The organism is Bosea sp. (in: a-proteobacteria), assembly GCF_023953965.1.
Taxonomy (GTDB): domain Bacteria; phylum Pseudomonadota; class Alphaproteobacteria; order Rhizobiales; family Beijerinckiaceae; genus Allobosea.
On the sequence record NZ_JAMLIX010000002.1, the window covers coordinates 1,038,436 to 1,051,211 of the forward strand.

Genomic DNA, 12,776 nt, shown 5'->3' on the forward strand with positions numbered 1-12,776 from the left:
GATCAGCGTGCCGGCTTGTAGAGCTGGTCGAAGCTGCCGCCATCGCCGAAATGGGTCGGCTGCGCCTGTTTCCAGCCGCCGAAGACGGCATCGATCGTCACGAGCTCCACCTGCGGAAAATTGGCGATGTCCTTGGGTTCGGCCGCTTCCGGGTTGCGCGGGCGATAGAAGTTCCTGGCGATGATCGCCTGCGCCTTCGGCGTATAGAGGAATTCGAGATAGGCCTGTGCCGCCTCGCGGGTCTTCCTGGCGTCGACATTGGCGTCGATCAGCGCGACCGGCGGCTCGGCCAGGATCGACAGGCTCGGCACCACGATCTCGAACTTGTCGGCGCCGAACTCCTTCAGCGCGAGGAAGGCTTCGTTCTCCCAGGACAGGAAGACGTCGCCGATGCCGCGCTGGGTGAAGGTCGTCGTCGCGCCACGCGCGCCGGTGTCGAGGATCGGGACATTGGCGAGGAGCTTGCCGATATAGTCGCGCACCTTCGCCTCGTCCTTGTCGAAAGCCTTCTCGGCATAGGCCCAGGCGGCGAGATAGTTCCAGCGCGCCCCGCCCGAGGTCTTCGGGTTCGGCGTGATGATCTGGACGCCGGGCTTCACCAGGTCGCCCCAATCCCGGATCGCCTTCGGGTTGCCCTTGCGGACGAGGAAGACGATCGTCGAGGTATAGGGCGCGGAATTATGCGGCAGGCGCGTCTGCCAGTCGAGTGGCAGCTTCTTCGAGCGCTCGGCGATGGCGTCGATGTCGCCGGCCAGCGCCAGCGTCACCACATCGGCGGCAAGCCCGTCGATCACGGTGCGCGCCTGGGCGCCCGAGCCGCCATGGGACTGGCGGACAGTGGTGATCTTGCGGTCGGGGTTCTTCGCGTTCCATTCGGCGAGGAAGGCCGCGTTGATCTCGCGGTAGAGCTCGCGGGTCGGGTCGTAGGAGACGTTGAGGAGCTCGCTCTGGGCACGGGCCGCGGCCGCCATGCCGAAGCCGAGGCCAAAGGCGCTAAGGACCAGTCCGGCCCGGATGAGGTGGCGAAACACAGGTCGCGTCATGGCGGGCCTCCGTTGGGTTCATCGCAAGGTTCGGTTCAGGCTTCGAATCGTTCTGGAAAACAAACGAAACCTAGGGGCTCCTCGGTCCCGTCTCAATCAGCCGGCGCAGCCCGCGTCTTCCAAATTTAAGCGCGTTAGGAGAAAACGCGTCTCCGGCGCTGGTCCTCGGCCGGGTTCTCGCTGGCGAGCGCCGGGCCGAAGGCACGGCCGATGAGGACGAGCACTGGCCCCTTCGCCGGCAGCTCGGCCAGCCGCTCCGGCAGGGTGGCGATGGTCGCGGCGACACGCGCCTCGCCGGGAAGGGTGGCGCAGAGCATGGCGACGGCCGGCGTCAGCGGGTCGAGCCCGGCGGCGATGGCGCATTCGCGGAAGCGGGGCAGGGTGGCGCGCGCCATGTAGATCACGGTCGAGGCTGCTGGATCGGCCATGGCGCGCCAGTCGAGATCCTCGGGTAATTCGCCCTTGCGTGAATGGCCGGTGACGAATTGCAGGCGCCGGGCATGGTCGCGATGGGTGAGCGACAGGCCAAGCGCGGCGGCAGCGCCCTGCGCCGCCGAGATGCCGGGCACGATCGAAATCGGGATGCCGGCGGCCCGGCAGGCGTCGATCTCCTCGCCGGCGCGTCCGAAGATGCCGGGATCGCCGCCCTTCAGCCGCACGACATGCTTGCCCTGGCCTGCGAGCGTCACGATCAGCGCGTTGATGTCGGCCTGCTTCACCGAGGGGCCGTAGCCGGTCTTGCCGACCAGCATGCGCCTGATCTCGCGCCGCGCCAGTTCGAGCACGCCGGGCGAGACGAGCTCGTCGTAGAGGATGATGTCGGCGCTCTCCAGGACGCGGATCGCCTTCAGCGTCAGGAGCTCCGGATCGCCCGGCCCGGCGCCGACCAGCGTGACGCGGCCCTTGCCGTCGGTGGTTGCGGGTTGTCTGTCGCTCATCGGGTCGTCGTCGTGGCTTTCTCGTCCGCCGGGATGATATCGGACCCGCGTCCGCGCGTCAGCTAGGGTGGGCGTGCCCGCATCCGCCCGGCCAGCCCGAGGCCCGTCACCGCCAGCGCGAACAGCACCCAGAGCGGATCGGCCCGGTTGAGCAGGAAGGATTCGAGCATCCCGACATAGGTCATGAAGACCACGATCATGGCGAAGAGATCGGCGAGCCGGCGGTTGCCCGCGACGCGGCAGGCGGCGAGGTAATCGAGGAGCGGCAGCCCCGTCAGCACGACGATCGTGACGACGGCGCCGGGGATGCCGAAGGCGAGCGCGGCGTCGAGATAGCTGTTATGGGCGGAGCCGATGCCGCGCACGTCCCAGCTCGCTTCGTAATTCTCCTCCAGGCCGGTCACGACCGGCGTCTGCCAGAAGCTGGCATAGCCGTAGCCGGACCAGGGCCGCTCGGCGATGCGGTTCAGGGCGAATCTCCAGATCTCGTCGCGGCCGGTGAAGGTCGGGTCGGGGATCAACACCTTGACCAGGCCGGAGAGCAGCGGCGACATCACCGAGCCGACCGTCAGCGCCGCGATCAGCCCGACAAGCCCGAGATGGACGAGAACCGCAAGCCCCGGCCGCCCGCTGATCCGGGCCAGCGCCACCACGCCCAGCGCGAGCGGCAGGAAGCCCATCGTCGTCTTGGAGCCGCTGTTGAGCACGAAGACGACGCACAGCGCGACGATCAGCGCCCCGCGCCAGCGCAGGCGGCTCTGCCAGCCATAGATCCCGATCATCGCCATGATGGAGAAGACCGGCGCGGCGAAGTTCTTGTGCGATAGATGCCCGCGCCAATCGCCGGCATGGACGCCCTCGGCCCCTTCCGCGCTGTGGACGACGAGATGCGGCGCCAGGAGCAGCATGGCGTAGATCAGCAGGACCAGCACGAGGCAGGCATTGACCGCGGCGGTGGCGAAGGCGCCTTCGTCGCGCGGCAGGAGCAGCACGCCGGCAACGACGATCATCACGATTCCCGTGAGCAGGAGCCCGCGCAGCGAGGCGGCCGGATCGAGCGCCTGCAGGGCCGAGAGCGCGGCGATGGTGAAGACGAGCCCCCAGCGGCCGAGCCCGAGCCGGGCCAGCACGTCGCGCCGCGTCAGGCAAAGCAGCGCCGCGAGGAAGACGAGGCCGAGCCCGAACCAGCCGATCTGGTTGACGATGTTGCCGGTCGATTCGACGGGCGCGGTCGCTTCCGGCGGGGCGGCGAAGGGCTGGAGCGACAGGATCAGCACGAACAGCCCGCAGCCGGCGAGGACGCCGCCGAAGGCGGCGGAGGGGGCGCTGTCGCCGATCGTCGGGCCGTGGACGCTGTCGCTCATGGATGTTTCGCGGCCGTCCTCGAAAAACCCGCCGATGACGGCGGGTCCCGGGACTCTAGGCCCGGAATCTTAAGGGCGTCTGACCGCCCGGGCGCTGCTGCGCGATTGACGATTCCGGCGCCGCTGCCCCATGAGAAGAGCGCAATCGAGGAGCGCATGCGCGATGAAAGCCGTCGTCTACGAAGCCTTCGGGCAGGCTCCCGCGCTGCGCATCCTGCCCGATCCGGCGCCGGAGCCGCACGGCGTCGTCATCAAGGTCGAGGCGACGGGCCTGTGCCGCAGCGACTGGCATGGCTGGGTCGGGCACGACCCCGACATCCGCCTGCCGCATGTGCCGGGCCATGAGCTCGCCGGGGTGATCGCGGCGGTCGGGCGCAGCGTCGTCCGCTTCCGCGAGGGCGACCGCGTCACCGTGCCCTTCGTCGCCGGCTGCGGCGCCTGTCCGCAATGCCATTCCGGCAACCAGCAGGTCTGTGACCACCAGTTCCAGCCCGGCTTCACCCATTGGGGCTCGTTCGCCGAATATGTCCGGATCGACCGGGCCGACCTCAACCTCGTGCGCCTGCCGGAGGAAATCGACTTTGCCACGGCCGCCAGCCTCGGCTGCCGCTTCGTCACCTCCTTCCGGGCGGTGGTCGACCAGGGCAGGGCCACGGCCGGGCAATGGGTCGCGGTGCATGGCTGCGGCGGCGTCGGCCTGTCGGCGATCATGATCGCCGCCGCGCTCGGGGCGAATGTCGTCGCGGTCGACATCTCCGACGACAAGCTGCGCCTCGCCCGCGCGGTCGGCGCTTCGGTCGCGATCAATGCCGCGACGGTGCCCGATGTCGTCGCGGCGGTGCGCGACGCAACCGGCGGCGGCGCCCATCTCTCGCTCGATGCGTTGGGCTCTCCCCAGACCTGCTTCAACTCGGTGGCGAATCTGCGCAAGCGCGGCCGGCATGTCCAGGTCGGGCTCCTGCTGGCGGAGCAGGCGACGCCGCCGATCCCGATGGCGCAGGTCATCGCCAACGAGCTCGAGATCCTCGGCAGCCGCGGCATGCAGGCACATCGCTATGGCGCGATGCTCGAGATGATCAGCGCCGGCAAGCTCACCCCGCAGCAGCTCGTCGGCCGGCGCATCACGCTTGCCGAATCGATCCCCGCGCTGATGGCGATGGATCGATTCGAGGGGACAGGGGTAACGATCGTCGACCGGTTCTGAGGGGGCGCCGGCCTACTCCGCCGCCTGCCGCGTCACCGCCTTGCCCTTTCTGATCGGCCGCCTCTCCAGCACCTCCTTCAGGAAGCGCGCGGTGTGGCCCTTGGCCGTGCGCACGATCTCTTCCGGCGTGCCCTGCGCCACCACCTCGCCGCCGCCGTCGCCGCCTTCGGGGCCCATGTCGATGATCCAGTCGGCTGTCTTGATCACCTCGAGATTGTGCTCGATCACCACCACCGAATTGCCCTGGTCGACCAGCTCGTGCAGCACCTCCATCAGCTTGGCGACGTCGTGGAAATGCAGGCCCGTGGTCGGCTCGTCGAGGATGTAGAGGGTGCGGCCGGTGGCGCGCTTCGACAGTTCCTTGGAGAGCTTGACGCGCTGCGCCTCGCCGCCCGACAGCGTCGTCGCCTGCTGTCCGACCTTGACGTAGTCCAGGCCGACGCGGGCCAGCGTCTCCATCTTGTCGCGGATCGAGGGCACCGCCTTGAACAGGCCCTTCGCCTCCTCGACCGACATGTCGAGCACGTCCGCGATCGACATGTCGCGGTATTTCACCTCCAGCGTCTCGCGGTCGTAGCGCTTGCCCTTGCAGACGTCGCAGGTGACGTAGACATCCGGCAGGAAGTGCATCTCGATCTTGATGACGCCGTCGCCCTGGCAGGCCTCGCAGCGCCCGCCCTTGACGTTGAAGGAGAAGCGCCCGGCCTGGTAGCCGCGCGCCTTCGCCTCCGGCAGCCCGGCGAACCATTCGCGGATCGGCGTGAAGGCGCCGGTATAGGTCGCCGGGTTCGAGCGCGGCGTGCGGCCGATCGGCGACTGGTCGATGTCGATGACCTTGTCGAGATGCTCCATGCCCTCGATGCGGTCGTGCGGGGCGGGATGCTCGATCGAGCCGTTCAGCTTGCGCGCCACCGCCCTGTAGAGCGTGTCGATGACGAGCGTCGACTTGCCGCCGCCGGAGACGCCGGTGATGCAGGTGAACAGGCCGAGCGGGATCTCGACGTCGACGTTTTTCAGGTTGTTGCCGCGCGCGCCGACGATCTTGAGCGAGCGCCCCTTCTGCGCCTTGCGGCGCTTCGGCGGCACCGGCACGCTCATCTCGCCGGTGAGGTATTTGCCGGTGAGCGAGTTGGGATTGTCGAGGATGTCCTGCGGCGTGCCCTGCGCGACGATCTCGCCGCCATGGATGCCGGCGCCCGGGCCGACATCGACGACGTAGTCGGCCGTCAGGATCGCGTCCTCGTCATGCTCGACCACGATCACGGTGTTGCCGAGGTCGCGCAGGCGCCGCAGCGTGCCGAGCAGGCGCTCGTTGTCGCGCTGGTGCAGGCCGATCGAGGGCTCGTCCAGCACATAGAGCACGCCGGTCAGCCCCGAGCCGATCTGCGAGGCGAGCCGAATGCGCTGGCTCTCGCCCCCCGAAAGGGTGCCGGAGGCGCGGGCGAGGGTGAGATATTCCAGCCCGACATCGAGCAGGAAGGTCAGCCGGTCGCGGATCTCCTTGAGGATGCGCGGGGCGATCTCGTTCTGCTTCTTCGAGAGCCGCGCGGGCAGGGCGCTGACCCAGTCCAGCGCGTCCTTGACCGAGAGCTTCGAGACCTCGCCGATATGGCGGCCGTCGATCTTCACCGCCAGCGCCTCGGGCTTGAGGCGATAGCCGTCGCAGGCGGCGCAGGGCGTCTCGGACATGAAGCGGCCGATCTCCTCGCGCGCCCAGTCCGACTCGGTCTCCTTCCAGCGCCGCTCCATATTGGTGATGACGCCCTCGAAGGGCTTCTTCACCTCGTAGGACCGCAGCCCGTCGTGATAGGCCATGCGCACGGCTTCCGTGCCGGTGCCGAACAGGATGGCGTTGCGCGCGCTTTCCGGCAGCTCGGACCAGGGCTTGGTCATCGAGAAGCCGAAATGCTTGGCGAGCGCTTCCAGCGTCTGCCCGTAATAGGGCGAGGTCGACTTGGCCCAGGGAGCGATGGCGCCCTTCTTCAGCGTCAGCGAATGGTCCGGCACGATCATGTCCGGATCGATCCGCATCTCGTGGCCGAGGCCGTCGCAGGCCGGGCAGGCGCCGAAGGGGTTGTTGAACGAGAACAGCCTGGGCTCGATCTCGGGGATGGTGAAGCCGGAGACCGGGCAGGCGAACTTGGAAGAGAAGGTGACGCGCTTGGCCTCGCCGTTATCGAGCTTTTCGTCCGCATACTCGAAAACCGCGATGCCGTCGGTCAGCTCCAGCGCCTGCTCCAGCGAGTCGGCGAGGCGCGCGCCGAGATCGGGCCGGATCACGATGCGGTCGACGACCACGTCGATGTCGTGCTTGAACTTCTTGTCCAGCGCCGGGGCGTCCGGGATCTCGTAGAATTCGCCATTGACCTTGACGCGCTGGAAGCCGCGCTTCAGCCAGTCGGCCATCTCCTTGCGGAACTCGCCCTTGCGGCCGCGCACGACGGGCGCGAGCAGGTAGCCGCGCGTCTTCTCCGGCAGCTCGGTCAGGCGATCCACCATCTGCTGCACGGTCTGGCTCTCGATCGGCAGGCCGGTCGCCGGCGAATAGGGGATGCCGGCGCGCGCCCAGAGCAGGCGCATATAGTCGTGGATCTCGGTGACGGTGCCGACCGTCGAGCGCGGGTTCTTCGAGGTCGTCTTCTGCTCGATCGAGATGGCGGGCGAGAGCCCGTCGATCTGGTCGACATCCGGCTTCTGCATCATCTCGAGGAACTGGCGGGCATAGGCCGAGAGCGACTCGACATAGCGGCGCTGGCCTTCCGCATAGATCGTGTCGAAGGCGAGCGAGGACTTGCCCGAGCCCGAAAGCCCGGTGAACACCACGAGCCTGTCGCGCGGAATCGCGAGGTCGACGTTCTTGAGGTTGTGCTCGCGCGCACCGCGCACGCAGATGACGCGCAGGTTCGGGTCCGCCACCTGGTTGCGGTCGAACATGTCTTCGAGAGCGGCAGCCTGCTGGGCAGCCGTTCGGGCGGCGGTATCGGTCTTGCGGGCCATCGGGGCGTCCGTATCGGAGAAGCCTAGAGATAAGGCAAATGCCGGGCCTTTCCAGCCTCGCGGCGTTCTGCCCGGCATGAATAGCATGCAGCCGCGCGCGCTGCTGCCGTCATCCTGACAGAAAACGTCAGCAGCCGCGCGCAAGGCGACGCTCGACGCGGGTCGCGATCCGGCCTCCGCGGTGACGCTTGCCTTTTCCGCCGGGATATGGACTTCCTCCCGCATCGAACATCAAGATCATCGACAATTCGATCCCGACACAGGAGCGACCATGACCGACCTTGCCCTCAGCCGCCCGTTCAGCCCGCTGCGGCTGGAAAGCCGCTCGCTCGCCTGGCAGGCCGGGGCCGTGATCGTCGGCAGCCTTCTGCTGGCACTGTCCTCGCAGATCAAGGTGCCGATGTATCCGGTGCCGATGACGATGCAGACCTTCGCCGTGACGCTGATCGGCGCGCTCTATGGCTGGCGGCTGGGCGCCGTCACCGTCGTCGCCTGGCTGATGCAGGGCCTCATCGGCCTGCCGGTCCTGGCCGGGGCCGGCGGCGTGGCCTATTTCGTCGCCCCGACCGGCGGCTATCTGTTGGCCTTCCCCTTCGCCGCGGCGCTGACCGGGTGGCTCGCGCAGCGGGGCTGGAACGGCAACCGCGTCGGCCTCGCCTTCGCCGCCATGCTCATCGGCAACGCGCTGTGCCTGGTGATCGGCACGGCCTGGCTTTCCGTCCTGATCGGCCTGCCCAAGGCGATCGCGCTGGGCGCCATGCCCTTCGTGCTCGGCGCCGCGCTGAAATCGGCGCTCGCCGCCGCCGCGCTCAAGGCCTTCGCGCCGCGCGGCTGAAGCCTCGGCGACTATCCTCATTTCGCGACCCGGCAGGCCCCGCCCGCCGGGTCGTTTCGTTTCGCGCTGCGAACGAGGCGCCGCTGCCGAACGAACAGGGGAAAACCTTGCCGGCGGCTCTCGAACAAAGCAAGAACATCATTGCAATTGATTGCACTGGCCGATAGGGTTCGGCGTCGGTCAAGAGGCCGGTTCGGTGATGAAGTGCGCAGGAAGTGGAGCCTGTCATGGCTGGTAGCGTCAACAAGGTCATTCTGATCGGCAATCTCGGGCGCGATCCCGAGGTGCGTCGGCTGGGCAGCGGCGAGCCCGTCGTCAATCTGCGCATCGCCACCTCCGAGACCTGGCGCGACAAGCAGAGCGGCGAGCGCAAGGAACGCACCGAGTGGCACTCGGTCGTGATCTTCAACGAGAACCTGGCGAAGGTGGCCGAGCAGTATCTGAAGAAGGGCTCGAAGGTTTATATCGAGGGCCAGCTTCAGACCCGGAAATGGCAGGACCAGTCCGGCGTCGAGAAATACACCACCGAGATCGTGCTGCAGCGTTTCCGCGGCGAGCTCACCATCCTCGACAGCCGCCAGGGCGGCTCCGACGAATATGGCGAGGGCGGCGGGGGCGGCGGCTACGTGGAGGACCGCTCGGGCGGCGGCTCCTTCGGCCGTTCCGGCGCGATGGGCGGCGGCGGCTCGCGCCAGCCGGCCATGTCGAGCGGCGGCGGCGGGGGCGGGCGCTCGTCCTCCAGCCATCTCGACGACGACATCCCGTTCTAGGATCGGCCTCGTTGCGCCTGCCGCCGGGGCGAGCGTCGGTGGCGCGCGCGGGTGGATGGTGCTAGGACCGGCACCGGCTAGAGCATCGGACCGAAAAGTGGAATCCACTTTCCGGAACAATCGGATGCTGAAACAAAAGCCAAATCGCCACTTTGCGTCCGACAGGACGCACGGCGATCGAGCGGCGGAGGCGCGAGGATCATGTTCGAGGCACGCAGCATCGACAGTGGCAGCAAGCCGGAATTCTACCGCGCGCTCGCGGCGCAGCTCGAAGCCCTGCTCGCCGGCGAGAGCGACCCCATCGCCAACGCCGCCAACACCTCGGCCCTGCTGTTCCAGGCGATGCCGGACCTGAACTGGGCCGGCTTCTACTTCATGCGCGGCGGCGAGCTCGTGCTCGGGCCGTTCCAGGGCAGGCCGGCCTGCGTCCGCATCCCGGTCGGCAAGGGCGTCTGCGGTACGGCGGTCGCGCGCGGCTGCTCGATTCTCGTCGAGGACGTTCAGGCCTTCCCCGGCCATATCGCCTGCGATTTTGCCTCGCGCTCGGAGCTCGTGGTGCCGTTGCACGGCCGCGACGGCATCATCGGCGTGATCGATCTCGACAGCCCGTCACCGGGGCGCTTCGACGCCGACGACCGGACCGGCATCGAAGAGGTCGCGGCGATCTGGCTTTCCGCCTGCGGAGAGGTTGAGCGGAGCACCCTGGCCAGAGCCTCCTGAGAGGCGGCGGTGCCCTCGCTCAGCCTGCGCATCCAGCTCGACCCGGAAGGCCGGATCGGCCCCGGCAAGATCGCCCTGCTCGAGAACATCGCGGCGCATGGCTCCATCTCCGCGGCCGGCCGGGCGATGGAGATGTCCTATCGGCGCGCCTGGGAGCTGGTCGAGGAGCTTAACCTGCTCTTCGGCAAGCCGGTGGTCGAGCGCCGGATCGGCGGCCGCGATGGCGGGGGCGCACGGCTGACCGCGCTCGGAGAAGCCCTGATCCTGCGTTTCCGCGCCGTCGAGCGGGCCGCGGCCGACGCTGCCGCCGAGCACCTGGCGGCGCTGCAGGCCGAGATCGACCGGCCCGGACGGGACTGACGGATCGGGCCGCGGCAGCGTTCTGCATTCACCGAATGGCGGATATGTAGTAGCTGTCGGGAAGCGCGGGCGGGCCTTGGAATGCGCGGCTTCCGCCCTGCCGAAGGCGTGGTCGGCAAGCTGCTTCACCTTGACATGCCGATCCGATTCGAACAGGCGTATCGCATGCGCGGCAGCGCTGCTGCCTGTCTTTTTTTGTAATGATTCCAATGAGGAAGCGCCAATCCTCCAGACTGGGGAGAGGCCTGCGCAAGGGCGCAGCCGGCATGGGCCGGGGGCGCTCCGGATGAGACTGGATCGGGTGATGATGCGTGCGTTTCGTCTGGCTCTCGTCGCGGTGAGCCTGTCCGTGGTGGCCCAGGCCCAGGAGCCCGGGCAGCCTGCCGAACCCCTGCCGCCCACGCTGCCTGGGCTCGGCATCAACCCGCCGATGAGCGCCCATCCGCCGCTGGCGCCCGCCGAGACGGCTGCGCCGCCCGCGATGGCGACGCTGCCGCATGATCTGTCCCCGTGGGGCATGTTCATGGCCGCCGACATCGTCGTGAAGGCGGTGATGCTCGGGCTCGCCTTCGCCTCGCTCGTGACCTGGACGATCTGGCTCGCCAAGGCGATGGAGCTCGCGGCGGCCAAGCGCTCCGCCGGCCGGGCGCTCAGGCGCATCGAGGCGGCGGACAGCCTCGGCGAGGCGGCCGGAGCGGCCGCCGGCAAGAGCGGCAAGCTGCGCGGCGCCGTCGGCCAGTTGCTGTCGGCGGCGCTGGCCGAGACGCGCCGCTCGGCCGATCTCGGCGAGGACGGCACCAAGGAGCGCGTCGCCATCGCGCTCTCCCGGATCGAGGCGCGCGCCGGCCGCGCCATGGCGCGCGGCACCGGCCTTCTCGCCACGATCGGCTCGACCGCGCCCTTCGTCGGCCTGTTCGGCACGGTCTGGGGCATCATGAACGCCTTCATCGGCATCAGCCAGGCCAGGACGACCAATCTCGCCGTCGTCGCGCCGAGCATCGCCGAGGCGCTGCTGGCGACGGCGATCGGCCTCGTCGCCGCGATTCCCGCCGTCATCATCTACAACGTCTTCGCCCGCGCCATCACCGGCTACCGCGCCACGCTGTCCGATGCCTCGGGCGAGATCCTGCGCCATCTCTCGCGCGATCTGGAGCGCCGCGGGCGCAAGGCTGCGCCGCTCGCGGCGGCGGAGTGAGCCATGGGCGTTTCCCTCAAGGAGCCGCAGGACGGCGACCTCGGCGAGGTCAGCGACATCAACGTCACGCCGTTCATCGACGTCATCCTCGTGCTGCTGATCATCTTCATGGTGGCGGCGCCGCTCTCGACCGTCGATGTCGCCGTCGACCTGCCGGTCTCGAACGCGCAGCCGCAGCCGCGGCCGGACACGCCGGTCTTCCTGACGGTGAAGGGCGATCTCTCGCTCGCGCTCGGCAATGACGGCGTGCCGCGCGAGGCCCTGCAGGCGACGCTCGACCAGCGGACGGGGCATGACCGCGAGCAGCGGGTCTTCCTGCGCGCCGACGGCGCCGTCGCCTATCGCGAGCTGATGGAGGTGATGAACCTCCTGCGCAATGCCGGCTATCTCAAGATCGCGCTGGTCGGGCTCGAGGATACCGGGCAGGGCGCCGCCGCGGAGCCGAAGCCATGATGAGCCTGGAACGCCCCGCGATCTCGCGTTTCGCGCCGGCGGCGCTGCGCTGGAGCCTGGCGGCGCTGATCGTGGCCGGCGCCCACGGCACGGCCGGCTGGGTCATCGCCAACTGGCAGCGCGCCGAGGCGGCGATGGGAGCGCCTCCCGCCGCCGTGATGATCGAGCTTTCGCCGCTGGCCGTCGCGCCCGAGACGCCTCCCCAGGAGGTCGCGCCGGGCCCGGAGATGACCGAGGCCCAGCCGGAGCCCGAACCGCCGCCGCCCGAGCCGGTCGAGACGCCAAGCGAGATCGAGCCGCCGCCGGAACCCGAGCCGGTCGCGGTGCCGGAGCTCGATATCCCGATTCCCGAGCTGCCGCCGCTGCCGGATGCTCTAGCCGTCCTGACGCCGCCACCGAAGGAGGAGGCGAAGCCGCCGCCGCCGGAGGTGAAACCCAGGCCGAAGCCGAAACCCAGGGTCGTCGAGAAGAAGAAGCCGGTCCGGCCCGACAAGCCGAAAGCCGAGCAGACAACCGCGCCGGTCGCGCAGGCGCAAGCCGCGCCCCGTGCGGCGGCACCTGCTTCCGGCGCCTCCTCGCCGTCTCCGGCCGCGACCGCGAGCTGGCGGGGTTCGCTGATGGCCCATCTCAACCGCTACAAGCGCTTCCCCGGCGGAGCCAGCCCCGGTACGGTGCAGGTCGCCTTCAGCATCGACCGTGGCGGGCGCGTGCTCTCGGCCCGGCTCCTGCGCGGCTCTGGCGATGCGGCGCTGGACGGGGAGGCGGTCGCGATGATCCGCCGCGCCAGCCCCGTTCCGGCTCCCCCGGAGGGAGTGGGCGGCAGCGCGATCGCGCTCGCCGTGCCGATCCGGTTCTCGCGCTGACCTGGCTTTGGGAACCGCAAGGCCCTCGGTGCGT

Annotated in this window: 11 protein-coding genes and 1 pseudogene; 8 read left to right on the plus strand and 4 right to left on the minus strand. The window is 69.0% G+C overall.

Features of this window, described 5'->3' with window-relative positions:
• Positions 1-2 precede the first annotated feature (2 nt).
• The 3 genes and pseudogenes from M9917_RS20015 to M9917_RS20025 all read right to left on the minus strand — a co-directional run bounded on the left by M9917_RS20015 (position 3) and on the right by M9917_RS20025 (position 3,345).
• Positions 3-1,043 carry a sulfate ABC transporter substrate-binding protein gene (locus M9917_RS20015; protein WP_297256683.1) on the minus strand — a complete coding sequence of 347 codons (1,041 nt, stop codon included), beginning with the start codon at positions 1,041-1,043 and terminating at the stop codon, positions 3-5.
• A 134-nt stretch (positions 1,044-1,177) separates the two neighbouring features.
• Positions 1,178-1,945 (minus strand): annotated as a pseudogene (cobA, locus tag M9917_RS20020) (uroporphyrinogen-III C-methyltransferase); the annotation flags it as partial.
• 98 nt (positions 1,946-2,043) lie between these two features.
• Positions 2,044-3,345: an O-antigen ligase family protein gene (locus tag M9917_RS20025; protein ID WP_297256685.1), complete on the minus strand. Its 1,302-nt coding sequence runs from the start codon at positions 3,343-3,345 to the stop codon at positions 2,044-2,046.
• 163 nt (positions 3,346-3,508) lie between these two features.
• On the opposite strand from M9917_RS20025, the gene M9917_RS20030 reads away from it, so the two are divergent.
• Positions 3,509-4,549 carry a zinc-dependent alcohol dehydrogenase family protein gene (locus M9917_RS20030; RefSeq protein WP_297256687.1) on the plus strand — a complete coding sequence of 347 codons (1,041 nt, stop codon included), beginning with the start codon at positions 3,509-3,511 and terminating at the stop codon, positions 4,547-4,549.
• Positions 4,550-4,561: 12 nt separating this feature from the next.
• Here the strand turns inward: M9917_RS20030 and uvrA are convergent, their stop codons facing one another.
• Positions 4,562-7,483: an excinuclease ABC subunit UvrA gene (uvrA, locus tag M9917_RS20035; RefSeq protein WP_297257134.1), complete on the minus strand. Its 2,922-nt coding sequence runs from the start codon at positions 7,481-7,483 to the stop codon at positions 4,562-4,564.
• 334 nt (positions 7,484-7,817) lie between these two features.
• Between uvrA and M9917_RS20040 the strand changes: the two genes are divergently transcribed.
• The 7 genes from M9917_RS20040 (at position 7,818) to M9917_RS20070 (ending at position 12,742) form a co-directional block, all read left to right on the plus strand.
• On the plus strand, positions 7,818-8,381 hold the full coding sequence (locus M9917_RS20040) for a biotin transporter BioY (RefSeq protein ID WP_297256689.1): 564 nt from the start codon (positions 7,818-7,820) through the stop codon (positions 8,379-8,381).
• A 227-nt stretch (positions 8,382-8,608) separates the two neighbouring features.
• Positions 8,609-9,151: a single-stranded DNA-binding protein gene (gene ssb, locus M9917_RS20045; RefSeq protein WP_297256691.1), complete on the plus strand. Its 543-nt coding sequence runs from the start codon at positions 8,609-8,611 to the stop codon at positions 9,149-9,151.
• 201 nt (positions 9,152-9,352) lie between these two features.
• Positions 9,353-9,871 (plus strand): GAF domain-containing protein, encoded by a 519-nt coding sequence (locus M9917_RS20050; RefSeq protein ID WP_297256694.1) that lies wholly within the window; start codon positions 9,353-9,355, stop codon positions 9,869-9,871.
• A gap of 9 nt (positions 9,872-9,880) precedes the next feature.
• Complete coding sequence (locus tag M9917_RS20055; protein ID WP_297256696.1) at positions 9,881-10,231, plus strand: winged helix-turn-helix domain-containing protein; 351 nt, start codon at positions 9,881-9,883, stop codon at positions 10,229-10,231.
• A gap of 307 nt (positions 10,232-10,538) precedes the next feature.
• Positions 10,539-11,426 carry a tonB-system energizer ExbB gene (exbB, locus tag M9917_RS20060; RefSeq protein WP_297256698.1) on the plus strand — a complete coding sequence of 296 codons (888 nt, stop codon included), beginning with the start codon at positions 10,539-10,541 and terminating at the stop codon, positions 11,424-11,426.
• A 3-nt stretch (positions 11,427-11,429) separates the two neighbouring features.
• The gene (exbD, locus tag M9917_RS20065) at positions 11,430-11,879 is read left to right on the plus strand and encodes a TonB system transport protein ExbD (RefSeq protein WP_297256701.1); all 450 of its coding nucleotides are present in this window, start codon (positions 11,430-11,432) and stop codon (positions 11,877-11,879) included.
• The gene (locus M9917_RS20070; protein ID WP_297256702.1) at positions 11,876-12,742 is read left to right on the plus strand and encodes an energy transducer TonB family protein; all 867 of its coding nucleotides are present in this window, start codon (positions 11,876-11,878) and stop codon (positions 12,740-12,742) included. The genes exbD and M9917_RS20070 overlap by 4 nt, the downstream gene beginning before the upstream one ends.
• Positions 12,743-12,776: the final 34 nt, after the last annotated feature.

Excerpts from the sequence above, each read along its gene's own strand:
- uvrA (WP_297257134.1), bottom strand. The coding sequence starts at position 7,483 with ATGTTCGACCGCAACCAGGTGGCGGACCCGAACCTGCGCGTCATCTGC.
- exbB (WP_297256698.1), top strand. The coding sequence starts at position 10,539 with ATGCGTGCGTTTCGTCTGGCTCTCGTCGCGGTGAGCCTGTCCGTGGTG.
- M9917_RS20040 (WP_297256689.1), top strand. The coding sequence starts at position 7,818 with ATGACCGACCTTGCCCTCAGCCGCCCGTTCAGCCCGCTGCGGCTGGAA.
- M9917_RS20050 (WP_297256694.1), top strand. The coding sequence starts at position 9,353 with ATGTTCGAGGCACGCAGCATCGACAGTGGCAGCAAGCCGGAATTCTAC.
- exbD (WP_297256701.1), top strand. The coding sequence starts at position 11,430 with ATGGGCGTTTCCCTCAAGGAGCCGCAGGACGGCGACCTCGGCGAGGTC.
- M9917_RS20015 (WP_297256683.1), bottom strand. The coding sequence starts at position 1,043 with ATGACGCGACCTGTGTTTCGCCACCTCATCCGGGCCGGACTGGTCCTT.
- M9917_RS20025 (WP_297256685.1), bottom strand. The coding sequence starts at position 3,345 with ATGAGCGACAGCGTCCACGGCCCGACGATCGGCGACAGCGCCCCCTCC.
- M9917_RS20070 (WP_297256702.1), top strand. The coding sequence starts at position 11,876 with ATGATGAGCCTGGAACGCCCCGCGATCTCGCGTTTCGCGCCGGCGGCG.
- ssb (WP_297256691.1), top strand. The coding sequence starts at position 8,609 with ATGGCTGGTAGCGTCAACAAGGTCATTCTGATCGGCAATCTCGGGCGC.
- M9917_RS20030 (WP_297256687.1), top strand. The coding sequence starts at position 3,509 with ATGAAAGCCGTCGTCTACGAAGCCTTCGGGCAGGCTCCCGCGCTGCGC.